Source organism: Acinetobacter lwoffii, assembly GCF_019048525.1.
GTDB lineage: Bacteria > Pseudomonadota > Gammaproteobacteria > Pseudomonadales > Moraxellaceae > Acinetobacter > Acinetobacter lwoffii_K.
The window spans coordinates 2,069,365-2,093,056 of the sequence record NZ_CP077369.1 but is presented as its reverse complement, the minus strand read 5'-3'; the positions used below and the strand labels follow the sequence as shown (position 1 = coordinate 2,093,056).

Sequence of the window (23,692 nt, the reverse complement as noted above, 5' to 3'; positions counted from 1 at the left end):
GCAATGCAAACAAGCGTTCATTGGTTAGAGAATGTTGCTTTTGAAGCAAAAACTCAAAGTGGTCATAGCCTTATCATGGATGGTTCAGCTGAATACGGTGGTGAAAACCGTGGTCCCCGTCCTATGGAACTGCTTTTAACGGGTCTGGGCGGTTGTGCGTCTTTTGATATTGTTACCATTTTAAAGAAGGCTCGTCAGGATATTACCGATGTACGCTGCGAATTAAAGGCTGAACGTGCAGATACAATTCCGGCAGTATTCACGAAAATTCACTTGCATTTTGTAGTGACCGGCAAAGCGATTAAAGAGAAACAGGTCGCAAAAGCCGTAGAACTTTCTGCTGAAAAATATTGCTCTGCCAGCAAAATGCTGTCTGATGGCGGTGTTGAAATCACCCATGATTATGAAATAATCGAAGCAGAATAAAATCTAGATTCTGTAAAAAAAGCGGCTGGAAAAGCTGCTTTTTTTGTATCAGAAAATTGCCTTTTCTCAGAACCGCTGAACTGAATACTGATTGCCATCTTCAAAGCTCAAGATATTTTCTGGAAATCTTAAGGCGCCGAGTCGATGTCTGAACGCGACACCCTGTTGACGATCGAGATAGCGTTTACCCACTGAATAATCCACACAAAATACGTTTTGTTGCTGTCCATACCATTGCAGTGCATCGATCGATTTGAGTAAACCGGTTTTTTCTTCAGTAGATTTAAAGTTCCGCCAATAATGTCCAGTAATGACTGGAATTTGGTCGGTATAGCTGTCCCACCATGGCACGCGGTCGATCATCCGCCACCTTCCACCGGCATAAATCGGTTCTAAGGCGATTTTTTCCGCACCAGAAGTAATGACCCGAATCGGATTGTGCATTTGCTCACGTAGCTCTTTTTCTGCGAGATGTTGCAATAAAGGTAAAGTTGCAGCCGGGTCTTTGAACTGGTGTTGGTAGCGTTGCTGCTCTATCTGGATGAATTCATTAATACCTAAGGCTTGCAGATCCAGCGCTGTATGTTGAACGAAATCAGCATAGGCTTCGCCAAGCGAAGTAAAACCAGAATTGCGTAATTGATCAATTGATCCTTGATGCCAACAGGCATGTACAACACGCAGCTGCTCCGACTCCAAGGCCAACGGTAAGCTATTTAAAAAATCCAGAATCCATTGTCGATCTTTGATTGAGGCTTGGATCGAATCAAAAGGTTTCAGATCATCCTGATGCGGTGAACCAAAAAACCAGCCATTGCCTTCCCGCAAAGTATCGGTCAATAGGTTCAATTCATGATTACCCATCACACATTGTGCATAGCCTTCATCTACCAGCTGTTTGACGCATTTGATCACCGCAACACTGTCTTGCCCCCGGTCACATAGATCACCGACAAAAATTAGTTTGCGCTGTTCTGGATGATGACCATTCCGGTCATAACCTAATACCTGGATCAGTTGTTCCAGCGCGGCAATCTCACCATGAATATCCCCCACGATATCCACGGGACCAGTGAAAGCCTGCTGTATAAATGAGTACTTCATTTATGCATCCTGAATTAAGTCTAAAACAGAATATATCCCTAATAAGTATCCTTTAAATTTATGAAGATCTGAATACAGAATGAATCATCATTTAAATAATTTAACCCGAATCACGGATAAGAAATTGACTTGAAAAATAAGAGGACTAGAGCCATCAGTTGAGTTACCAAACCAAACTCACAACTCTAGTCCTGATGTTCAATAGTACCGATTCTGCTTAATTGATGATTTCTTTCTTAAATTTGAAGCAACTTATTGGAAGTTCCTCAAACAAAGTCATCATTCTCTAAGAATCAGAAATGCTCAGCTCACAATTTCAGAAATCTGCTTTATCACCATTTGGTACAAATGTTCTCATTTCAATAATTTCAAAGCCTTTTTTACATGGCTAAAGCTGGATAAAAGCTTTTTATTTAAGCACTTGCCTTGCTGCCAACGCATGATTCACTTGATCAATAGGCATGAATTAGCACTACATGCCCTGTATGTAGCTTTGATGAAAGGCAAAGATAAACAATACTTATAGATTGATTCAACAACGCTACCTGTTTGTAAAAATCAACGTATTCAATGCCATAAATCATTAGCCCAAATCGCATCACGTGGCAAAAGTTCTATGGGTTGGTTTTATGGCTGTAAATTACATATCGTGATGAACCAATTTGGTGAAATTAGTTGTTCTGCTTTATCGAATGGACATGTTGCTGACATAAAAATGGTTGAGCAATTGGTTGATGGTTTTGCATCGCTTCAAACAGTTCATTTACGCTGACTTCCTGAATCCGGCTTTTTGCATTCTGGATCAATTGCTCTGCAGTTTTCATCATTTTCATTCTTCCTCGGCCATTAAAATTATATTTTGTATAAACGATGCTCAGGTAGATTGAAAGCGTTTGAGTTTAAATTTACAACTGGCTATTTAGCCCATGAGCGCTGAATAGATTAAATACATCGCCACCCCAACCACGGTAGTGGCAAATATTTTCTGTACCTTGTTACTGTCAATCCGCTGCATCAGACTGCGTCCAATTAACATCCCGACAATACAGGCCAGGACAAAGGTCAGCGTAACCGAAACAGGATATTGAAAGCCATCCAGCACGTGTGCAGAAATACTGACCCCACCAATCAGGAAAATAACCATCAGGGAAGTCGCAACGATACTGCGCATATCAAGGTCGGTGAATTTACGCAGGGCTGGAACAATTACAAAACCACCCCCAACAGACCGGTTAATAAACCTGCCACAACACCAATACCTGCTAGGAACGAAGCAGTTTTGACATTCCAGATCAGACGACCGGTCGATTGATTGACCTTGCACGGTGCATTGCCATGATCGGTCACTTTATTAAAAAAGATCCGGTAAGCCACGATCAGCATGACCAGACTGAAAGCCAGCGTCAGCCAGACCGGAGAAACGATATCGGCCAGATGCACGCCATAACGCGCTGTAGGAATACTAATGAGAGCAATCCAGAGGGCAGCGCGATAACGTACAATACGCTTGAACAAATCCTCGAACGTTCCGACCAAGGCCGACAGCGTGACCGCAAGCAATCCCACCGGCGCAGCCTGGGCCACCGTCCAACCCTGGGTCGTCATCAGTGCAGGTACAGCCAGAATACCGCCACCGGCACCGATCAAACCCAATAGCACTCCGATAACTAGCCCTTCAAGTATTAATGCCCACATCGCCCTCTCCCTTATCCACAAAAATGATTCAATAAAAGTTGAACTTTTTGTTGAATCACGACACAAGCTTATTTGAAGTAGTTAATAGGAAGCTTGAGGTAAGAAACACCGTTTTGTTCTGGCTCAGGAAATTGTCCTGCTTTCATATTGATCTGAATCGCCGGTAGAATCAGCTTAGGCATACTCAGTCCTGAATCCCGCTGATTTCGCATCTGAGCAAATTCAGCTTTACTGATTCCCTGATGAATATGGATATTCTGTTTTTTCTGCGTCTGTATATCAGATTCACACACATACGATTCACGTGTTTCAGGCAGATAGTCATGACATAAAAAGACCCGGGTATCTTCTGGCAACTGAAACAGGCTTTGCACCGAATCATAAAGCTGTTCTGCGCTGCCTCGCGGAAAATCACAACGTGCTGTACCATAATCTGGCATGAACAACGTATCACCCACAAAAACCGCATCGCCAATCACATAACTCAGGCAAGCAGGCGTATGTCCCGGTGTTGGAATGTTATAGGCTTTCAATGTTCCAATTTGGAACGACTCATGATCTTCAAATAAATAATCAAAGAGCTGCTGGGCATTCCATTGTTTAATATCTAGATGATAAATCGCGCCAAAAGTTTCCTGAACAATACCAATTTTCTGGCTCATGGCAATTTTGCCACCCAGTTCTTCTTTGAGATATTGCGCTGCAGTTAAATGATCAGCATGGACATGGGTTTCGAGAATCCACTCGACCGTTAAACCCTGCTCTTTAATATAGGCAATAATTTTATCGGCATGAATAGTGGATGTACTTGCTGATGCCGGATCATAATCCAGAACGCTATCAATAATGGCGCAGGCTTTGGTCGCCGGATCACGTACAACATAACTGAAGGTATTGGTATCTTCGTGAAAAAAATCTTTTACTATAGGTAAATTTGACATCGTTAAGCTCCTGACCATTTACGGTGAATCCATACACCCACCAGCATTGCTACAATAAAATAGAGCACTTGATAGTGGCCCAAACCGATCAAAGTGAAACTTGGCGCCGGACAGATGCCGGCAATGCCCCAACCTGCACCAAATAAAACCGCACCCGTGATCAGCTTCTTATCTATCTGATTATTTTTAGGTAAATCAATAGGTTCATTAAATACTGTTTTCGGTTGCGCCGTACGTAATGCTTTCTGGTAGGGAATAAAGGCCACAGTAATCGCGCCCATCATCACAAAGGCCAGACTGGCATCCCAATCGCCAAACAGATCCAGGAAATCGAGTACTTTTTCCGGATTGGACATGCCCGATACCATCAATCCCACAGAGAACAGCGCACCAAATAAAAAGGCAAACACATTTTTCATTTTAGAATGCTCCTGTGATATGACGGATAAGGTAAACAGCGACAAAACCTGCAAACATAAAAGTCATGGTCGCGACAATAGAACGCTTAGACAGGCGACTGATACCACAAATTCCGTGACCACTGGTACAGCCCGAACCCAAGCGTGTTCCAAAACCTACCAGCAGACCTGCCACAATCATCATCAGTGGGCTGGCGTTCAATTCGATTTCTGGTTGTACAAACAGACCATAAATAAACGGTGTGAGGATCAAACCTGATAAAAACCAGATCGCAGGCGTTTTAAATACGGTTTTTGAGTTTAATACCTGCCCAATCAAGCCACTGATCCCTGCAATACGGCCATTGACGTAAAGATAGCCAACTACAGAAAGTCCGAGCATTAAACCGCCAATAAATGCGATGAGGAAGTCATGCATGGTGAATCAATCTCTATACAATATACTTTTTTATATTATATAATAAAAAATAATAATCAAGCAGTTTTGTGGTAAATTGTGTAAACTGCATGGGTTACATCAAAGGTTTCAAGGACATCTATGGATATGATTGCTGCAAATGCCAAAATTGATTTTTCACAGGTCGATTTCGTCAGCCAATGCCTAAAAGTTTTAGCCAATCCTGATCGTCTGAAAATCTTATGTGTCCTGGTTGACGGGGAAATGAATGTTCAGGAAATTGAAGAATCTACCGATATTCATCAACCTACACTTTCACAACAGCTGACTGTACTGCGTAAGGCCGACATGGTTGGCACCCGACGTGAGGGCAAACAGATTTTCTATCGTCTGAGTGACCCCAAGGTCTTGAGCCTGATGCAAAAGCTGTACGAGCTGTATTGCGCCCAGCCCTCTTCTTAGTGCAGCCAAAAAGAAATGATCAGAAGCAGTCCGCTAAAAGCAGTAAACAGATTTAGCCATACGGGATACTGGGTGTAATAACCTTCAATAAATTCCGGCGGTCGCAGTGATGTCAAACCCCGTCGATATTGCAGGATTGAGGCGAAATTCACCAACATACCAAATACAATCACCGCAATTCCCAACCATTGTGAATAAGCTATTTTCTGTGCATAAGTGTCTGGGTCCACCAGTTGCACTAGCAGGTTGGATTTTTCAATCACAAAACCAAAAGCAATTAATGCCAAACCACTCCGGTTCCACGCCAGAGCGGTTCGTTCCAAAGCAAGCAGTACCCGTGGATCATCCAAATTTGACATATCTTATCTGCTCTTCATGCTTAGCCTATCCTCCAATGTAAATCTGCCTCCCTATCATGTATAGATGTTTTAAGTAAAAATTACTTTTCTATCATGTAGTTAAAATATTATTGTTCAAAAATTTCCTTGACATCCATCGCCAGGCCTTGAGCAGATTTAAATTCACCCTGATTGTTTTTCCAGACCATCGACGGTGTGGAGAAAAAGCCGTATTTCCCCATTAGGGCCTGGTTGGCATCAATTTTTGCAGCAATTTCGACAGGAATCTTTTCCATTTTCTTGAGCTGCTTTTTGCCTTTATTCTTGTTTATATCATTAAAAACTGCCGCTGGATCTTTCGAATTCAATAGTGTTGCCACCTGGCCACGGCTTTCTTCACGGATCACACCGACCTGAATATGACGCAGCTGTACCTTCCCTGATTCTACCCAAGGTCGGGCCGCCTGCCAGAATTTATAGCAATATGGGCAATTCGGATCGGAAAAGACATAAACCACCCGTGGTGCATCTGGCTTGCCATCCTGGATCCAGGTCGATTTTTCCAGGGTTTTCCATACATCGTCCAATACCGCTTTTTTCATATGCTTTTCAATCTGCTCATTGGAAAGGCTTTTCCCTTGTGCATCAAACAGTTCGCCCTTGATATAGTATTTATCATCATTGGAGATAAATACCGTATTGGAGTACTGGTCTTCATGCCCCACCCAGCCGGTCATTCCTTGTGGTGCCGGAATCTGTTTTACAAACACAAAGCCCTGTTTTTCAATATTCTGTTTAATATTTGCCTGCGTGTGCATGCTCATGATCAGAAACATGCCTGCACCAAGCACCTGGTTAATTTTATTCATACTACGTCCTTCCGTTTTTTAAGGTTGATCTGAAATCCTGTTTAAATATTGCTGCAACATGGCCGGACTGAGTTCCCCCATATGCCGCTCGACCAGCTGACCTTGAGCATTAAAAAACAGCGTCGTTGGCAGGCCGAAACTATTCAGCTGCTGGGGTAGTTCACCATATGGGTCCAGCAGGACATGTTTAAATTGAAACTGATGTTTTCTTAAATAGGCATTTACGATGGCTACCTCCTCACCCTGATTGAGCATGACAAAATTCATTTGAGGATGCTGCTTGGCTGCTTTAGCCAACACCGGCATTTCACGGTGACACGGCGGACACCAGCTCGCCCACAAATTAATTACCGTGGGCTGGCCAATGAATTGGCTGAGTGAAACCTTGTCTGTACCCAGACGCTCCTGTTCTAGTCCAGCAAAGGCGAGATCAGGAAACGCTGCTTCAGTTTTTAGACTGGATTTGAACGCGAGCCCAAGCCCGATCCAGAGTACCAATATGATCAACAAGATGGCTTTAAATCTGGTCTGCAGCTGTCTGTTTCGAATGACATACCACAAAGCACCAAGCAGCACCCCTCCCCATAAATGGAAACCTTTGTCCTGGATTTTCAGTATGTCGATGGGTGCTGCAAAATACAGCTCGGCATTGAGCAGAACGAAAATAAGACGCGCACCCAGCATCCCCAGCAAAAAACTGCTCCAGAGCAAATCCTGACTTTTCCCAAGCTGCTGTTTAGACCATGAATACTTTCTGGCTAATCCAAACAGGATGGCAGATAACAGCATCAAGCCAGTGGCAACAATAATAAGTGCCCAGGGCAACATCAAAGGTCCCAGATGCAGTGCATCACTGGAAATCATCATGGTTGCTCTCCTTGCAGTTGCTGCAATGTGCCTAGTAAATGTGTCGCGCTAAAGCTTCCGGTTAAACGCAAGTCTCGCTGTTCCTGATGCGCTGCATTTAGAAATATGAAGGTGGGTGGTCCGAGGATTTGCCATTCTTTTAGCAGCTCATCCTGACTTGGATGATAGTGGGTCAGGTCTAATTTGATACGAACCACATTTTGTAAAGCCGTCTGGACATCACTACGTGGAATCACATCCTTTTCAATCGGTTGACAGGCCACACACCAGTCTGCATAGACATCAATCACCACCGGGTGTGCAGGATGTTTAACTAAAACCTGTCGCAATTGTGCGGCGGTACTGACCTTCTGCCATTCAAGCCGTGATTCTACATGGGCCACCTGTACCTGACTCCAGACATGGTAGAGCTGCATGCCTCCTGCATAGACCAGTAAACCACTGAGCAGCATCAGGCCTATTTTCGCTACAGACCGATGCACATGAGGCAGCATCTTGAACAAGAAGTAGCCTGAACAGGTGATCAGTACCACACCCAAAAGGCTCAGGTATAAAATGCCGGGCAATAGTGGACGGGCGAAATACAAGGCCAGCGCCAGCATGACAAAGCCAAAACTAAACTTCAGGCGATCCATCCAGATACCAGGCTTGGGTAAAAGATGGGACCCAAATACGGCAGCAATAAATAGTGGCAAGCCCAGCCCAAGGCCTAAGACGAACAGATAACTGGCTCCCAGCATTGGTTGATTAAGCTGAGACACATAGATTAAGGCACCGGCCAACGGTGCACTCATACATGGCCCGACAATCAGTGCCGCGATCATGCCCATAAGACCGGCACCAATCAGCGTGCCACCCTTCTGCTTTTGCTGCCATTGATCCAGACGCTGCAACATGCCTTGGGGTAAGGACAGCTGAAATGCTCCGAACAGATTAAGTGCGAACAAAACAAACAGAATGCTGAAAATACTGATGAATACCGGACTTTGAAACCAGCGCTGAAAACTGTAACCGAGCTGTGCCACAGCAAGTCCCATGACCGCATAGACCAGTGCCATACCCAAAACGAAAACCAGTGCAATCAGTGCCGCACGGTAGCCCCGGTGCTGCTGAACCAGAATTCCCGTTAAAATTGGAATTAAAGGTAAAGAACATGGTAAAAATGCCAGCAGAATGCCAAGCCCGAGAAAAATCAGGGCATTAATTAACAGACCTTGTTCTGACAGCAGACTTAAAAAATACTGGTCATTGTTCCACTGGCTATTCATGCCTGCTGACGAAGTTTGATTTTTAGGGTCTGCAATGAGCTGGTCATTTTTCTCTGTTAATTCCACCTCAGGCTGCACCACAGGTTCAGAAACTGCAGCGACTTGTATTTCCTCTACCTTTTCTTCGGTCAATGCTTTATCTGTACTTGGAGTTTGCTCTATAGCTTGGAGCTCATCTTTCTGAGCAGTCAGAATTTTTTCGTTTGCTTCTGGCGGTACAGTGCTGGTCAGCAGTTTTGGGGTTTTGCTCAAGTTTTGCGCTGGAAATAAACCATCTGCATCAGTTTTTACTGTGGTGCGTTGTACCGGATAACATAAACCGCTTTCTGCACAGCCCTGCCACTGCACCACAAACTTCTGGTTGGGCTGAACCTTCATATTGGTTTTGACTTGCCCATAATGGACCTGGGTCAAACCGAAATTGGGGTCATCTTTGTCTTCGGGTTTGGGCAGTGCCAACTTGACTGGGGTCTGCTGATGAGACACTTTAAGCTGGTCATGATACAAGTAATAGCCATCTGCGATTTTCCAGCTAAGCTCTGCCTGATCCTGGCTTGTAGAAACCACCTGAAACTGAAATGCCTGATCTGGTGGTAAAAAGTCTGCATGTGCAGTTCCCGTCATGATTCCACCGCCGATCACGGCACCCAATATCCACGTCAACATCCAGCTGATCTCCTCCTGTTAGGACTGCATTATTGAAAAACTAAAATTAAGGCAACATTAACAGCCCAAATCATTTATAAAATAATGGCAGTTTGATCAGGATGTTCTATGTTTATTGTATTGGTTGAGGATGATCCCTATATCGCACAGAGCATTTGTGCTGCTCTGAACTATCTGAATATTTCAGTGGAGCATGTCAGTAACGCACGTGCTGCAGATTATTTTATCCGGCATAGTGCAGTCGATTTGTGTTTACTGGATTTAGGCCTGCCGGATCAGGATGGCCTGGACTTGCTGCACAGCTGGCGGCGCGACCAGATTGATCTCCCGGTACTGGTATTGACGGCGCGGCTGCGGACCGATCAGTGTGTTCAGGCCCTGAATGCCGGTGCCGATGACTATCTGACCAAACCCTTTGAACTGGAGGAACTGATTGCCCGGATTCATGCCCTCACCCGTCGCCACCGCGGCTTTGCCTCCAATACCCTGCAATTTGATGAACTGGTTCTAAATCGGGATACCCAGACTGTGATCTATCAAGACCAGACCGTGAATTTATCTCGCCGTGAATTCAGCCTGCTGGAAACCCTGATGAGCCACCCCAACCAGATCCTGAAAAATGAACAGCTTATTGACAAGCTCTATGGTTTTCAGGACTCTATAGAGAGCAATGCCCTGAATGTACACATTTATCACCTGAGACAAAAACTGCATCCAGATTTAATTCAGACCATTCGTGGTGTGGGATATATTTTCAAACCGTTTGAGCAGCGTCATGTTTAGTCACAGCTTGAAATGGCGTTTGGTCATGAGCCTTTTGGCCATGTTTATTGTGCTGTGGAGTGCAGTATTTTCATGGCTGTATATTGACCTGAAACAACGCTTACAAGACACACTGGATCAACGCTTATCGGCATCTGCACAAATGGTTGCCCGGCTGATTCAGCAGTTACCACTGGATAGTCTGGGGGATGCAACATTATCCAAATTAGCCAAGAATGATGATGCAAACCAGTTAATTGCCTGTGAAGTCTCTCTTTTTAGCTCTGACATCTCGTTAGGCAATCAGGTGATTGCCAAAACACGCGGTGCCCCCCCAAATTTAAGCCAGCGACCACAAGGATTCAGCACCTGGCAGCAGGATAATACAGAATGGCGCAGTTATGTTCTGCGTCGTGGTGATATTCAGGTAGTGGCGGCAGAACGTATGTTCTTGAGGGATACGCTACTACAGCAGATTCTGCAGTCGGTACTGGTTCCCTTGGTCTTCTCACTGCTGATCTGTATTGCCCTGATCATCTTTATTATCCGCAGACAGTTCCGGTCTTTGGATCAGCTCAGTCAATACCTGAACCAGAAAAACCTTAACTATTCAGAGGCGGCAGATTTTTTAATGCAGCTCAAGCCTGCAAGCATTCCCCAGGAAGTACAGCCTTTTGTCAACAATTCCACGCAGTTGATTCAGAAAATTAATGACAGTCTGCAACAGGAGAAAGCCTTTAGTGCCTATGCTGCACATGAATTACGCAGTCCCCTGACCGCAATTAAAACCCATGTACAACTGGCCCAGCTGATCAGTCAGCAGCAGAACCTGCCTAACACCATTCAGCACAATTTGCAGCAGGCCAATGAGAGCATCCGGCGTTATACGCTGTTACTCGAACAGCTTTTATTACTGACCCAATCAGAAAACAGTCTCCAGGAAATGACTGAGACCATCTGGCTTCGCCCCACACTTGAGAAAGTACTTGCAGACTTAGGTACACACTATCCAGAAATGAATGAAAAAATACAGGTGAACTGGGACAACTTGGGCGAAATTCAGCTGCCTGAATTTGTGCTGTATACGGTACTGAAAAATCTGCTTGAAAATGCATTGCTGCATGCACAGGCTGCCTATATCTGGATTTCCATGCAGTCTGATGGCCTGGTGATTGAAGATGATGGACAACAACTTACAACAGAAGATATTCAACATTTAGGACAACGCTTCTGGCGCAAATCTGCTCAGCAGCACGGCCATGGTCTGGGACTGGCATTGACCGCTAACCTATTAAAACAGTATGGCTATCAGCTCTCTTTCAATGCCCGACAGCCTTATGGGCTTCGCATTAAAATCAAGTGCGATGTGTCTAAGCGTGACCTGCAAGCTTGGACATAAAAAAATACAATATGGCTAAAAACCAAAGAGATTTCTATTGATAAAAATATAGAATTTTCAAGAAACTATCTAACACTTACTATTTTAAATCATTCTTTCTTATTTTTTAAAAACACACTTTTTCCAACAAAAACCCTCGATGTATTCCCAATGTTCTGATCAGGCGATCACAACGCACTTTTAATTTTTAGCATAGGGACAGGTATAAAAATAATAAGACCCCTCTATGAAAACAAAAACGCCAGAGGTAAAGATCACTTGATGCAACTGGGACCTGTCATCAATTAGCTTAAGAAAATCTAATCTGTCCTCATTATTTTTTCATGACTAAACGCTATGCATTAACAGATGATCAGTGGGAACTGATTAAGGATCTGTTGCCCGGACGAGCAAGTACTGTTGGAGACTTCCAAAGACAGCAGGCTATTTGTTGAAGCAGTATTGTATCGGTATCGTTCAGGTATTCCATGGCGAGATTTAGCAGAACGCTTTGGGGATTTTAGAATCGTGCACACTCGCTTCAGTCCTAAAAATCCCGGATAATCACCGCCCCACGGTTCTGATTAATTTTTTAAAAATTTCCTTTCGATGCCCAGGCTTGCGCTAAACTCAAAGCATCTTATCGCACCGTAATGCACTGTTATGGAATTCAAGGCCTGGTATCAGCTTCGCAGATTTATTTATGACAATTTGCATAATGAAGAACACGAAAGCATCTTAAGTCGCGTCATCAATATATTTCTGATTATATTGATTATTGGGAATACTGCTGCCGTTTTACTTGAATCGATCAATGACCTCTATCAATCCTATCAGCTGCTGTTTGATGCCTTTGAATTATTCTCGATTTTTATTTTTACCCTGGAATATTTATTAAGATTTTGGGCCATTGCGGAAAAAGACCCCTTTGAAGGTGCATGGAAAAACCGATGGTTATGGATCCGTAGTGGCGGTGCCATCATTGACCTGTTGGCGATTCTCCCGGCCTATATTAACTTCTTTGTGCATCTCGATTTACGCTTCCTGCGAATCCTTCGATTATTCAGATTACTCAAATTAACCCGTTATTTCGTCTCCCTGCAGATTTTATTGCGGGTGATCAAGCGCGAAAAGGGCTCATTTCAGGCGGTTATTTTTATCCTGCTGATCATGATCATCATCGCGGCGGCTGGAGTATATGTGGTTGAAAATAAGGCTCAACCAGAAGTCTTTAGCTCCATCCCTGCATCCATGTGGTGGGCAGTGGTGACACTGACCACGGTCGGCTATGGCGATGTGACACCAATCACCCCCTTAGGCCGCTTTCTAGGGGCTTTAATTACTATTTTAGGGGTGGGTCTGGCAGCGCTTCCTGCGGGTATTCTGGCAAATGGTCTGGCCAATGAGCTGAGACAGCGCAAGCACAAACTGGAATTAAGATTTCGTGAACTGCTCGATGATGCAGAAATTGACTTAATTGAAGATCAAGAAAAAATTGAAATTTTACGTAAAGAAGTCGGACTGAGCAAAGAACAAATGCAGGATATCCTGTTAGAACTTATTCGTGAGCGTAAGAAAGAACAACTCGAGCAGGAAAAAAACAAATATTTCTTCTGTCCACATTGTGGGCATAAGTTACCTGATTAAATTCGAACGTCAATGCAAGCGTATCATCACGAGCATCAGACCATCGGGTATGACGCTCGTTGCAGACAGATACTATTCACTCAATCCACTCGACTGAATCAGGATCAAATCCTCTCAGGCCAAAAATGCAGCGATGTCTTCCGCTACTGCCCGAGCTGTCCGGGAAACCCCGACCAGCGTGGCCGAAGCAGCACCGGTCCATTCTCCATAGCCCACCAGCCATAAATTTGGTACCTGAACAGAGCGGCCATTCTGAACCGCAATGGTCTGGTCCGGCTGGATGATTCCGAGGCTGCTGAGGTGATTCAGCGCCGCCTTAAATCCTGTACACCAGATCACCACATCCACATGCGCTGTGCTGCCATCTTCCCAAATCACGCCATGTTCTGTAAAAGCTGAAAATGGACGCCTGCTCTGCAAAATGCCTCGCTCACGTGCATCTTTAACTGAATCAATCATGACAATATCACCCAACCCCCCAATGGGCTGCTCAATCTTTCTACCTTCCTGCTGGGCTTTCAGGCGCTCAGTCGCCCTTAAGAACAGGACACGGCCATCGACATCATCTGCCAGAAACTGCGGCGGTGTCTGGGTGATCCAAAGCGTTTCGGCCACCTGAGATACTTCTGCCAAGATTTGTGCACCAGAGTTACCGCCACCCACCACCATGACTTTCTTGGTTTTAAATAACTCAGCATTTTTATAATCTGCGGAATGCAGTTGTACGCCCTGAAAATGCTCACGGCCGGCATACTCGGGAATAAATGGTTGGCTCCATGTCCCTGTAGCGCTTACCACCGCTTTGGCTTTCCAGGATTGTTCCCCGGCATAAACCTCTAAATACTGGCCCTTACTTTCCACGCGTTCCACACGCACCGGACGAACTACAGGAAAGTGATAGCGCTGCTCATAGGCGGTCAAATAATCGATCACCTCATTGCGGGTCGGATAGGTCTGTTCGGTCGCCGGCATCATCCAGCCTGACAGCGAACTCCAGCTATTCGGGGAGAAAAGGCGCAAGGACTCCCAGGCATGCTGCCAGGCACCTCCAGGCTGAGGCTGATCATCTAGGATGATAAACGGAATGTTCTTACGCTTTAAGAAATAAGCCGTGGACAAACCGGCCTGTCCACCACCGATGATGATCACATCAACTTCAGCTTGTAATTGAGCCAAAATATTTCCCCCCTTCTTTATTGTCATCAAATAAAAACCCAGCCTGCTTATCAGACTGGGCGTATTTCATAAAATTTTCAAGCGTTTAAATTAGCCTTCGATTGCTCAAGATACTTTTCAGTCTCTCTGATCACCTAGAATTTATAAACTACGCTGATTTACCCGTTTGGAAAGCTCTTCAGCCGATTCCTTGCGTTCCGAATAACGGTTGGTCAAATAAGCACTTTGCCCACGGGTTAGTAAAGTAAACTTATACAGTTCTTCCATCACATCGACAATCCGGTCATAGAATGCTGATGGCTTCATTCGTCCATCTTCTTCAAATTCCAGGAATGCTTTTGGAATTGAAGACTGATTTGGAATCGTGATCATCCGCATCCAACGCCCCAAAACACGCATCTGGTTCAGACTATTAAAGGACTGTGATCCCCCACTGACTTGCATCAAGGCAAGGGTTTTTCCCTGAGTGGCACGAATTGCACCCCCTGCCAGAGGAATCCAGTCAATCTGCGATTTAAAGATGGAACTCATAGAACCATGGCGTTCCGGTGAACACCACACCATACCTTCAGCCCATGCCAGAAGCTCATACAGTTCTTTTACTTTTGGATGTTCAGTATCAGCATCTTCCGGTAAAGGTAGCCCTTTCGGATGGAAGATTTTTACTTCTGCCCCAAAATATTCAAGGATTCGACCAGCTTCAAGAACTGCAAGGCGACTGTAAGAACGTTCCCGATTAGACCCATAGAGCAGTAAAATCCGAGGAGGATGAGCTAGTTCTTTGGCTTGGACTTTTTCAAAGGTGGGTTGTTCAATAAGATTTGGATCTACGTTAGGCAGGTTCATCGGATCAAGCCTCTTTAAAATATTTCTTTCTTAGCCACAGTGAAACACTCACTAAAGCAATTAACACAGGTACTTCAACCAATGGCCCAATAATCGTGGTAAAAGCAACTGGCGAAGCGATACCAAAAGTTGCAATAGCGACTGCAAGTGATAATTCAAAATTATTTCCAGCCGCAGTAAATGAGATTGCAGCAGTTTTTGGATAATCATTGCCCATCCATTTACTCATAAAGAAGCTAATAAAGAACATGGCCACAAAGTAAATGATTAAAGGAATCGCGATGCGTAAAACTTCCAGTGGAAGACTTACGACATCACCCCCTTTTAAGCTAAACATCGCCAAAATCGTAAACAGCAAAGCCATCAAACTCAGCGGGCTGATTTTTGGAATGAACTTGTTTTGATACCATTCTACGCCTTTTTGTTTCACCAAAATTAAGCGCGTTAAGAAACCCAATAAGAACGGAATTCCAAGATAAACCAGAACAGCATGGGTAATGGTCCAGAAGCTAAGATTGATCACTTGAGCTTCAATACCAAAATATGGCGGAAGGAAGGTCAGGAATAACCAGGCATAGGTACTGAAGAATAAAATCTGGAAAATACTGTTAAACGCCACCAATGCTGCAACATATTGGTTATCACCACAGGCCAGACCATTCCACACCAGTACCATGGCGATACATCGAGCTAAACCAATCAGGATCACGCCTGTCATATACTCTGGATAGCTATGCAAAAAAATCACAGCCAACGCAAACATCAGTACCGGAGCAATCAACCAGTTTTGAATTAAAGATAGCGTCAGGGTTTTCTTATCCTTAAACACTTGCGGCAAGGTCGCATAATCCACTTTTGCCAGGGGTGGATACATCATCAGAATCAGACCAATCGCGATTGGAATATTGACTGAATTAATACTGAATTGATCCAGAGCAACCGATGCTTGAGGAAAAAAGTTTCCTATGGCGATGCCTAACGCCATGGCAATAAAAATCCAGAGCGTCAGGTTGCGATCTAAAAAGGACATGCGTTTTTCAGACATGTGACTTACTCAACATTCGAAATTTGATTAATCGCTGCAATCAATTGCGAGCGAGAAAGCTCATTTACGTTAAGTTTAAACAAAGCATCCAAGCGACGATTGATATGTTCAACAGTGCTCATAAAGGCTTTCATTTTTTCTTCTTTATCCACCTCTAAATGGGACGGATCAGACAGGCCCCAGTGCGCCTTGATCGCTCCGCCAAGATAAAGAGGACACGCTTCCTGTGCAGCCGCATCACAGACGGTAATCACCACGTCTGGCTGATACTGTTCACAGGCATCAATGCTTTTGCTGGATAAGCCTTCAGTCGACAAGCCCAGATTGTGCAGGGTTTCAAGCGTCAAGGGATGCACCTGACCGGAAGGTTTGCTGCCGGCACTGTAAGCGACCCAGCCTTCTGGCGCACGGCTATTGAACAACACTTGAGAGAGAATGCTGCGGCAACTGTTCCCCGTACATAAAAACAAAAATTTCATGAAAACTTACTCGCAATGGCTCTGAATCGATAGAGCGGAAGAATCAAATAAAACCGGAACCTCACTAGCTTTTAGCACGTCCAGAATTTCAAAACACCAGGCCGGCAATTGCTGATTAATGCTGTAGTACACCCACTGGCTTTGCCGGCGATCGTTGAGTAAACCACAAGAACGTAACAAGGCCAGATGACGTGAAATTTTCGGCTGGCTTAACTGCAGTTTATCGGTCAGATCACAGACGCATTGCTCTTTGTTTTGTGCAATTAGCAGGACAATACTGAGACGTGTTTCATCAGATAAACATTTAAAAAACTGAACGTGGTCCATAATTGCTCCCATTTTTTATGCAAATATACACATATCCATATATATGGTAAAGATGACCTGTCAAAAATGATATCCAGATCAGAATATGCCTACCAGAAAGCGCTCGCTTGAACAATTTCCCGCTTTTTCCGATATAGGTCATCGTCAATGTGTTTTTCAGATAAAAAAGCTCCAATCAAGTTGAAGCTTTTTCGCATGGGGGGACACTTTATTTTACCCGATTGCCCTGTTCATCCACGATGATTTCACCGTCTTCTTTGGCAAAGGCTTTTAATTGTGGCAAACGCAGAATATCCAGTACCACTTCCGATGGACGGCATAATCGGGTTCCAAACTCGGTAACCACCAACGGGCGATTGATCAGGATCGGATGTTGCAGCATGGTATCCAGCAGTTTCTCATCGCTCCAGCCGGCATCATCCAGATTCAGCTCGGTGTAGGGATCGACATTTTTACGGAGCACTTCACGAACCGTCAAACCGGCATCCCGAATCATGTTGACCAGCTGATCTTTCGAGGGTGGCGTAAGCAGATATTCGATCACTTCCGGCTCAATTCCCGCATTGCGAATTAACGCCAGCGTATTGCGTGAGGTGCCACAGGCCGGGTTATGATAAATTTGGACTTTTGGCATTTGATTCATGAGCTTCCCTCTTATCAATGAATCATAGTTTTATATATGAATATACGCATATTCGCAATATAAAATATATGTGCTTTATGAATAAAATCTGAGATGAGGACTCTAAAACCATTGGAAACAGTTTCAAAATGAGGCTGTCTTATGTCTAGGATACTGGGAGCAGTCCAGTTGATCCGGATGCTTATTACGGAGACATGCAATCTGATGACATTATTATGGTTCGTTACGGTGATGATGCTACTTTCAAAAATTAGTTATTGAGACAAATGGAAAAAGATATCTTCAGGCTCTAAGTCCAGAGTTCAAGCCAAATATTATTGAGTTAAACAACCAATGTATATTTGTAGGTCAGGTAGTTAACTGTATACGCTATGTTTATCGAGCGAGAACAAGATTTAGAAAGAATTAACAAAAGCCAATATATTCAGCGTTGTCTAAATTGATAAAATCGCCGTTTTCTACAGAAAATTTAAGATTGTTAAGGATTGAAGTGAATATTCAAAATGATTTACCAGAACTAAGTAATTACAGTGAGTTAAGCAGTAAAGAGCAATTAGCTATCCATCAAATGCTTATTTCGTACGTACGCTCAGATCACCTCTATAATATTATCTTGACCCATAATGTTGAACCTTACGACTTAGTTAAACTTGTAAGTATTAGTTTTGAGAATAGAGATGCTGCTATCTGGGTTCATTTTGAAACTATTACAGCTGAGAGACTGACAATGCCTCTCGATTTTATTTCAAGAATAGAAGTATGTAATTACGAAGTTTTTTAAGACTAGAATCGAGTCCCCCTAGCGTGGGGATTTATGGGCTTTGTTGCACAAACCTATCTGTAAAGGCTTTTTCAGCGATATAATTTTCAAATGAAGAAGCCTACACACAAAATCTACCGCACAACCAATTGGCCCGCATATAACCGAGCACTCATGAGTCGCGGAAATATTGCCATTTGGTTTGATCCTGCTACGCAATGGTATGCGCCATCAAAAGGCAAACAAGGGCGAAATCAAACCTACTCCGACGCAGCCATCCAATGCTGCTTAATGATTAAATCCTTATTCCGTCTGTCTTTACGTATGGTCACTGGCTTTGTGCAAAGTCTGATTAAACTTTGCGGATTAAATTGGATAGCGCCAGACTACACTACAATTTGTAGACGACAACAGCATATTGATATTGCAATCAGCTACCAAAAAAGTAGCGATGGGCTGCATCTACTCGTAGACTCTACAGGCATGAAGTTTCTAGGTGAGGGCGAATGGAAACGCAAGAAACATGGAGCTGAATATCGTCGCCAATGGCGTAAACTACATATTGGTATAGATGCCAAAACCCTACAAATACGCGCTATTCAGCTCACAACCAATAATGTCAGTGATTCACAGGTGCTTGGTGATTTACTTAATCAGATTCCACAAGATGAGCAGATTGACTCTGTTTATACCGATGGAGCTTATGACACCAAGCAATGCCGTCAGGTCATTGCAGATCGGCAAGCACATGCGGTGATTCCACCTAGAAAAAATGCGAAACCATGGAAAGATACAAAGAGTAGCTCGCTAGAGCGAAATGAATTACTTCGAACAGTTAAACGTTTAGGCAGGACATTATGGAAAAAATGGTCAGGCTATCATCGCCGCAGTTTGGTGGAAACCAAGATGCATTGCATCAAATTATTAGGCGATAAATTAATGGCAAGAAGCTTTCCTAGTCAGGTGAATGAAATTCATGCACGTGTAGCAGTCCTCAACAGATTTACGGAATTAGGTCGACCACTTACCCAAGTTACGCCTTAAATTTGGCTCAATTAGGGGCGCTTTGTATTTCAAATCTTTGTGCAACAAAGCCACTGGATTGTATTATTGAGTGAAGATAATGGCTATAACGTTAAGCCTGGACAAGTATTTCATTGGGCAGACTCATTCTGCTCACACATGGTACAAAGTAATATGCCTCGTATTGCTCCCTATTCACCTGATATTCAAGTTTACGCAGATGCACCTATAAATCACCTAGTCTCAATTAAAGCCTATATCGGCCAACCTCTGTATAAAGAAGATGGCTCTCTTTTTGGCACTCTATGTGCAATTGATCCCGAACCTCAACCTAAAATTCTTGTTGAAGATGCTCCATTATTCGAGTTGATAGCAAAGGTACTCAGTTATACGATTCAAGCTGATATGAAAGCTGCTGAGTACATACGTAAAGCTGAGCGTTTTGAAATAGAAGCAATGTCCGACCCAATGACTGGACTTTTCAATCGTCGTGCTTGGGATGAGCTTATTATCAAAGAGGAAGAGCGCTGTAAGCGTTATGGTCACCCTACTGCTATTCTTATGATAGACCTTAATGATCTTAAGATCACAAATGATACTCTGGGTCATGCTGCAGGTGATGAGCTCATTCAAAGAATGGCTTTAGCTCTCAAAAACACGGTACGTAGTAATGATATTATCGCTCGCTTAGGGGGTGATGAGTTTGCTGTGATGACCATTGAAACTAACTTAGAGCATGCGAAGAAGCTTGCATCAAGAATTCAAAATACTTTTACAAAAGTTGGAATTAGTGCTGCAATTGGCTTTGCAATGCGTAATCCAACCTTTGGGTTAGCTGAAGCTATCAAAGAAGCAGATGCAAAGATGTATCAGAATAAAGTTATGGTCAAATCGAGTAACCATTAATTAAACTACTTACCCGATGCAGTCTTTGTATCTGGTAAGGCCTTATCTACAATCTGAAGATGTACTATTGAAATAATTCAATATAACCGAAAACCCTAGAGATTTTTTTGAAATAAAAACTATTATTTTTCATATCATTAAGAGCTTTAATCCGTTTTAATTCTGCACTTAGCCCTATCAAAATTGCGACTTTTCCAACAAAAATCCTGCAGTTTATTCCCAGGTTTTTGATCAAACGGTTAGGATCAACAATTTACTTTTATCATGAAGACTGATTATAAAAATAATAAAAGTCCATGCCAAAAAACCTTAAGTTCGCCAGCGAGCGCCGTAGTGACCAACGTAAAAAAGTCATACAAGCCGAAATGCTGCAGGCCCAAACATTTATACAGATCTATCTGCTCTTACCTTTCTTCTTTAAGGCATATCAGCATCAGCAACATCTTACGATGCGCAAACCCTAGAAGATGTCATCTAGCATGAAGCAAGCGCTGTGCGTGATAAAAAATTGACTGAACCTACACTGCGAATCTGCCTGTGGCTGATCAGCCTATTCCAGCCGAATACAACGCAAGTGCAGCACTTCAATCAATTTATTAATTTGCGGCACTTTGAGCTGAAATATTTAAGCTAAATGTCATGAATAGACATATCTGCCAGTACACCAAACTTTTCATCAAACGGCGCTAATTGTTCTTTGACGTATTTGGATCCGCGAAGTTTACGGCCATGCTCATCATAGTATTTATGAAAAAGTGTTTTGAAGGGATAGTACTGTTTTATGCTCAAGTCTTCCGCCATCTGATTGACCTTCGCTTCAAGCATCTTTTGAGCTACCCCTTGCTCACATTCTTTTGCGGTATCACGAGTTGCTGAAGAACGTTTTCCATTGATCATTAGTTCAATGTAGTAGGCCGAACCGCGCTTTCTGGGCTTGGGTAATTTCATGACGTAATTTCCAAAATTCTTGACGTAAACTTGACGTAAATTTAACGGCAATAACTGCATAAAATACGGGTTTTGCAGATAGTGCGGATAACGGCTCACTTTACTCAAGGCATTAAAAAGGGGCTTTAAGCTACTGTTTTCGCTTAAAACCCTTATAACATAACGTTTAGAATCTTGGTAGGTATAAGCAGACTCGAACTGCTGACCTCTACGATGTCAACGTAGCGCTCTAACCAACTGAGCTATACACCTAGAATGCTTGGCATATTATAAATTTTTCCGACCGAAAACAAGCCTTTTCATTTAGTTTTTAAAACGTCCGCGCAAGTTTTAAGCAAATCCTTGAATTTTTTCAATTCTTGTTCAGTTATTGGGGTTCCCGAATAAAGATTTTTTTCAAAAACCTGTATAGCTTGAATAAAGGCAGTCTGGTTTTCAATCTGAACCTGTTGAGATAAACGCTGCATCCAGTGATGAAAAGTTTCTGCAGGCTGTTTTTTGAGATGATCAGTTAGAGATTGATTCAGCTGTTGAATCGCACGATCAAATGGAGATTGCGCCTGTCGGGCTTTTAGATAAATTCTGAAGATATAGGCCAAAATCAATAGTGCAATACTGCCCAGTAAAATTATGACACTCGAATAAACTGAACCGAGTCCTAATTTTGATAACCAGCTCTGTTGTGATTCTGCATTATAACCCACCACCTTACTTTGCCATTGGTAGCTGGCATAATCGCTCCAAACACGTAGTTTGGTGATCCATAGATTATGCTGCGAGTTCCAGATCGACTGATTTGCCGATACCCATGCATCCTGAGAAAGCAGATTTTGCATACCATCATCTATACGCTGTGGAGTGATCATTGCGGTTGGATCAAAGCGTTGCCATTTCTGGTCAATCCAGACTTCTGTCCAGGCGTGCGCATCGAGCTGCCGGACTTCCCAGCTCATGCGATCTGGTGCCAACTCCCCCCCCTGATAGCCGGTGACCACCCGTGCAGGAATCCCGACATAACGCATCAACATCACGAAACTCGAGGCATAGTGTTCACAAAAGCCTTGCCGGGAATTAAACAGGAACTCATCAATCCGGTTTTGTCCTAATTGGCCCGGCTTTAAGGTATAAACAAAATTATTCTGCTGATACCAGTTCAAGACTTTCTGTACATAACGCCGAGGATCTTCTGCACTTTGCGTATAGAGACGTTGTGCTAATTGTTGCGCTCGCGGGTCAAGTCGGCGCTGCACCTGAGTATTCGTTCGCTCGATATATTGCGTTGGCAAAGCCTGAGGATCATATGCTGTCCCGACCCACTGTAACGGAATCGGTTCAACACGTTGCGTGAGCCGTCTCGGTACAATGCTCCAATCCTGACGGTTATAATAACGGCGTTCCACAGGTATCGATTTTTCCAACCCCATGATCCAGAACACCGAAGGATCCGCAGCCAGATATTGGTAGTTCCAGCCTGTAGGTACGGGTGAGGTATCCATCGGTTGTCGCATTAAAGGCTGCTGATTGACGAAACTGCTGGTCCAGCGTTGCCCGTCATATTCATCTAGCACCAAGGCTCGCCAATAGAGTTCTGAGCGCGGCGGAAGCTTGCTGACATCACCAATAATCCGGAAAGCCAGTGAACTAGATTGGGATAATTCGGCAATATCCCCAGGTGACATACTGTCGCCAATGCCGGTCACGCCTTTATTTTCAGGAATGGGAATATGCCAAAGTGGCGGCAAGCGCGGAAAGAAAATAAATAGCAAAATGAAAAATGGAACGGCGTACAAGATAAACTTGCCCACATGCTTGGCATCCTGTTGCAATGCTGCGCGCTGAGTGATCTGCTCCTGTTCAAACTCACTGGTTTGAATCCGGTACAGGCCAATCAGACAGCTGATTAAACACAGCACAATCACGATCGCCATCCCAAAAGATTGGCTATATAGGAATGAGCTGGCAGCAACAAACAGGGCAAAATTAAACAGAATAATCAGGTCACGTTTATTTTTACTTTCCAGTGATTTAGCAAATAAAAAAGTAGATAAAACTGCTACCCCAGCCTCAACACCGATAAAACTATGATGGCTCAAATAAATACTGCCGAGTGCCAACGCCGTCAGCAGAAAAGTGCCCGTTTTTGGAAATGGCTGCTGACGTTTCAGAAAAATCCAGATACACACAATACTAATCGCAAAAATAATACTGAGTAGAACTGGAATAAATGCCATCTGAGCGATGAGAATCAGGCCCAAAGTCAGCACAATCGAGGTCCGGATTTTTGCATTGATCATGAATTT

At 43.6% G+C, this 23,692-nt stretch carries 23 protein-coding genes, 1 tRNA gene and 5 pseudogenes; 11 read left to right on the top strand and 18 right to left on the bottom strand.

Annotated features, from left to right (window positions below):
- Positions 1–3 precede the first annotated feature (3 nt).
- On the top strand, positions 4–426 hold the full coding sequence (locus I6L24_RS09820; RefSeq protein WP_004280142.1) for an OsmC family protein: 423 nt from the start codon (positions 4–6) through the stop codon (positions 424–426).
- 66 nt (positions 427–492) lie between these two features.
- Here I6L24_RS09820 and I6L24_RS09815 read toward each other — a convergent pair whose 3' ends face one another.
- Positions 493–1,530 carry a metallophosphoesterase gene (locus I6L24_RS09815; RefSeq protein ID WP_004646578.1) on the bottom strand — a complete coding sequence of 346 codons (1,038 nt, stop codon included), beginning with the start codon at positions 1,528–1,530 and terminating at the stop codon, positions 493–495.
- 220 nt (positions 1,531–1,750) lie between these two features.
- Between I6L24_RS09815 and I6L24_RS09810 the strand changes: the two are divergent.
- Positions 1,751–2,281: pseudogene (locus I6L24_RS09810) on the top strand (transposase); the annotation flags it as partial.
- Positions 2,282–2,449: 168 nt separating this feature from the next.
- Here I6L24_RS09810 and I6L24_RS09800 read toward each other — a convergent pair.
- The 4 genes and pseudogenes from I6L24_RS09800 to I6L24_RS09785 all read right to left on the bottom strand — a co-directional run bounded on the left by I6L24_RS09800 (position 2,450) and on the right by I6L24_RS09785 (position 5,003).
- Positions 2,450–3,225, bottom strand: a pseudogene (locus I6L24_RS09800) (sulfite exporter TauE/SafE family protein).
- A 68-nt stretch (positions 3,226–3,293) separates the two neighbouring features.
- Positions 3,294–4,166 (bottom strand): MBL fold metallo-hydrolase, encoded by an 873-nt coding sequence (locus I6L24_RS09795; RefSeq protein WP_004646573.1) that lies wholly within the window; start codon positions 4,164–4,166, stop codon positions 3,294–3,296.
- 2 nt (positions 4,167–4,168) lie between these two features.
- The gene (locus I6L24_RS09790; protein ID WP_216985953.1) at positions 4,169–4,585 is read right to left on the bottom strand and encodes a DUF6691 family protein; all 417 of its coding nucleotides are present in this window, start codon (positions 4,583–4,585) and stop codon (positions 4,169–4,171) included.
- A gap of 1 nt (position 4,586) precedes the next feature.
- On the bottom strand, positions 4,587–5,003 hold the full coding sequence (locus tag I6L24_RS09785) for a YeeE/YedE family protein (RefSeq protein ID WP_004646571.1): 417 nt from the start codon (positions 5,001–5,003) through the stop codon (positions 4,587–4,589).
- Positions 5,004–5,123: 120 nt separating this feature from the next.
- On the opposite strand from I6L24_RS09785, the gene I6L24_RS09780 reads away from it, so the two are divergent.
- Positions 5,124–5,444: an ArsR/SmtB family transcription factor gene (locus tag I6L24_RS09780; RefSeq protein WP_004280150.1), complete on the top strand. Its 321-nt coding sequence runs from the start codon at positions 5,124–5,126 to the stop codon at positions 5,442–5,444.
- Here I6L24_RS09780 and I6L24_RS09775 read toward each other — a convergent pair.
- From I6L24_RS09775 to dsbD, 4 genes are all read right to left on the bottom strand, one after another.
- The gene (locus tag I6L24_RS09775) at positions 5,441–5,803 is read right to left on the bottom strand and encodes a YidH family protein (RefSeq protein WP_004646570.1); all 363 of its coding nucleotides are present in this window, start codon (positions 5,801–5,803) and stop codon (positions 5,441–5,443) included. The genes I6L24_RS09780 and I6L24_RS09775 overlap by 4 nt on opposite strands.
- A 107-nt stretch (positions 5,804–5,910) precedes the next feature.
- Positions 5,911–6,651, bottom strand: coding sequence for a thiol:disulfide interchange protein DsbG (dsbG, locus tag I6L24_RS09770; RefSeq protein ID WP_004646569.1), 741 nt, complete (start codon positions 6,649–6,651; stop codon positions 5,911–5,913).
- Between the two features lie 18 nt (positions 6,652–6,669).
- Positions 6,670–7,518, bottom strand: a complete 849-nt coding sequence (locus I6L24_RS09765) for a TlpA disulfide reductase family protein (RefSeq protein ID WP_216985952.1) — start codon at positions 7,516–7,518, stop codon at positions 6,670–6,672.
- A complete protein-coding gene (gene dsbD / locus I6L24_RS09760; protein ID WP_005266801.1) occupies positions 7,515–9,452 on the bottom strand; it encodes a protein-disulfide reductase DsbD in 1,938 nt (645 codons plus the stop codon). Before dsbD ends, I6L24_RS09765 begins: the two co-directional genes overlap by 4 nt.
- 108 nt (positions 9,453–9,560) lie before the next feature.
- On the opposite strand from dsbD, the gene I6L24_RS09755 reads away from it, so the two are divergent.
- The 4 genes and pseudogenes from I6L24_RS09755 to I6L24_RS09740 all read left to right on the top strand — a co-directional run bounded on the left by I6L24_RS09755 (position 9,561) and on the right by I6L24_RS09740 (position 13,239).
- Positions 9,561–10,235, top strand: coding sequence for a response regulator (locus I6L24_RS09755; protein WP_004646564.1), 675 nt, complete (start codon positions 9,561–9,563; stop codon positions 10,233–10,235).
- A complete protein-coding gene (locus I6L24_RS09750; protein ID WP_005266803.1) occupies positions 10,228–11,613 on the top strand; it encodes an ATP-binding protein in 1,386 nt (461 codons plus the stop codon). Before I6L24_RS09755 ends, I6L24_RS09750 begins: the two co-directional genes overlap by 8 nt.
- A 323-nt stretch (positions 11,614–11,936) precedes the next feature.
- Positions 11,937–12,135 (top strand): annotated as a pseudogene (locus I6L24_RS09745) (transposase); the annotation flags it as partial.
- Positions 12,136–12,255: 120 nt separating this feature from the next.
- Positions 12,256–13,239 carry a potassium channel family protein gene (locus I6L24_RS09740; RefSeq protein ID WP_005266805.1) on the top strand — a complete coding sequence of 328 codons (984 nt, stop codon included), beginning with the start codon at positions 12,256–12,258 and terminating at the stop codon, positions 13,237–13,239.
- A gap of 114 nt (positions 13,240–13,353) precedes the next feature.
- Here the strand turns inward: I6L24_RS09740 and I6L24_RS09735 are convergent, their stop codons facing one another.
- The 6 genes from I6L24_RS09735 to arsC all read right to left on the bottom strand — a co-directional run bounded on the left by I6L24_RS09735 (position 13,354) and on the right by arsC (position 17,755).
- Positions 13,354–14,415, bottom strand: coding sequence for an ArsO family NAD(P)H-dependent flavin-containing monooxygenase (locus I6L24_RS09735; RefSeq protein ID WP_004646562.1), 1,062 nt, complete (start codon positions 14,413–14,415; stop codon positions 13,354–13,356).
- A gap of 141 nt (positions 14,416–14,556) precedes the next feature.
- The gene (gene arsH, locus I6L24_RS09730; RefSeq protein ID WP_005266807.1) at positions 14,557–15,261 is read right to left on the bottom strand and encodes an arsenical resistance protein ArsH; all 705 of its coding nucleotides are present in this window, start codon (positions 15,259–15,261) and stop codon (positions 14,557–14,559) included.
- Positions 15,262–15,265: 4 nt separating this feature from the next.
- Positions 15,266–16,306: an ACR3 family arsenite efflux transporter gene (gene arsB / locus I6L24_RS09725; RefSeq protein WP_004280164.1), complete on the bottom strand. Its 1,041-nt coding sequence runs from the start codon at positions 16,304–16,306 to the stop codon at positions 15,266–15,268.
- A gap of 5 nt (positions 16,307–16,311) precedes the next feature.
- Positions 16,312–16,785, bottom strand: a complete 474-nt coding sequence (locus I6L24_RS09720) for an arsenate reductase ArsC (protein ID WP_005266809.1) — start codon at positions 16,783–16,785, stop codon at positions 16,312–16,314.
- A gap of 6 nt (positions 16,786–16,791) precedes the next feature.
- Complete coding sequence (locus I6L24_RS09715) at positions 16,792–17,112, bottom strand: metalloregulator ArsR/SmtB family transcription factor (RefSeq protein ID WP_004646559.1); 321 nt, start codon at positions 17,110–17,112, stop codon at positions 16,792–16,794.
- Positions 17,113–17,320: 208 nt separating this feature from the next.
- Entirely contained in the window at positions 17,321–17,755 is a 435-nt protein-coding gene (arsC, locus tag I6L24_RS09710) for an arsenate reductase (glutaredoxin) (protein ID WP_004280168.1), read from the bottom strand.
- A 167-nt stretch (positions 17,756–17,922) separates the two neighbouring features.
- Between arsC and I6L24_RS16565 the strand changes: the two are divergent.
- The 4 genes and pseudogenes from I6L24_RS16565 to I6L24_RS09695 form a co-directional block, all read left to right on the top strand.
- Positions 17,923–18,164: pseudogene (locus I6L24_RS16565) on the top strand (S24 family peptidase); the annotation flags it as partial.
- Between the two features lie 81 nt (positions 18,165–18,245).
- Positions 18,246–18,536, top strand: a complete 291-nt coding sequence (locus tag I6L24_RS09705; protein WP_005266812.1) for a hypothetical protein — start codon at positions 18,246–18,248, stop codon at positions 18,534–18,536.
- 90 nt (positions 18,537–18,626) lie between these two features.
- Complete coding sequence (locus I6L24_RS09700) at positions 18,627–19,559, top strand: IS5-like element IS17 family transposase (protein WP_080631276.1); 933 nt, start codon at positions 18,627–18,629, stop codon at positions 19,557–19,559.
- A 51-nt stretch (positions 19,560–19,610) separates the two neighbouring features.
- Positions 19,611–20,444, top strand: a pseudogene (locus tag I6L24_RS09695) (sensor domain-containing diguanylate cyclase); the annotation flags it as partial.
- A 630-nt stretch (positions 20,445–21,074) separates the two neighbouring features.
- On the opposite strand, the gene I6L24_RS09690 reads toward I6L24_RS09695, so the two are convergent.
- The 3 genes from I6L24_RS09690 to I6L24_RS09680 form a co-directional block, all read right to left on the bottom strand.
- Positions 21,075–21,491, bottom strand: a complete 417-nt coding sequence (locus tag I6L24_RS09690) for a hypothetical protein (protein ID WP_228127368.1) — start codon at positions 21,489–21,491, stop codon at positions 21,075–21,077.
- A 76-nt stretch (positions 21,492–21,567) separates the two neighbouring features.
- Positions 21,568–21,644, bottom strand: a tRNA-Val gene (locus I6L24_RS09685).
- 47 nt (positions 21,645–21,691) lie between these two features.
- Complete coding sequence (locus tag I6L24_RS09680) at positions 21,692–23,686, bottom strand: transglutaminase family protein (RefSeq protein WP_005266928.1); 1,995 nt, start codon at positions 23,684–23,686, stop codon at positions 21,692–21,694.
- Between the last annotated feature and the right edge of the window lie 6 nt (positions 23,687–23,692).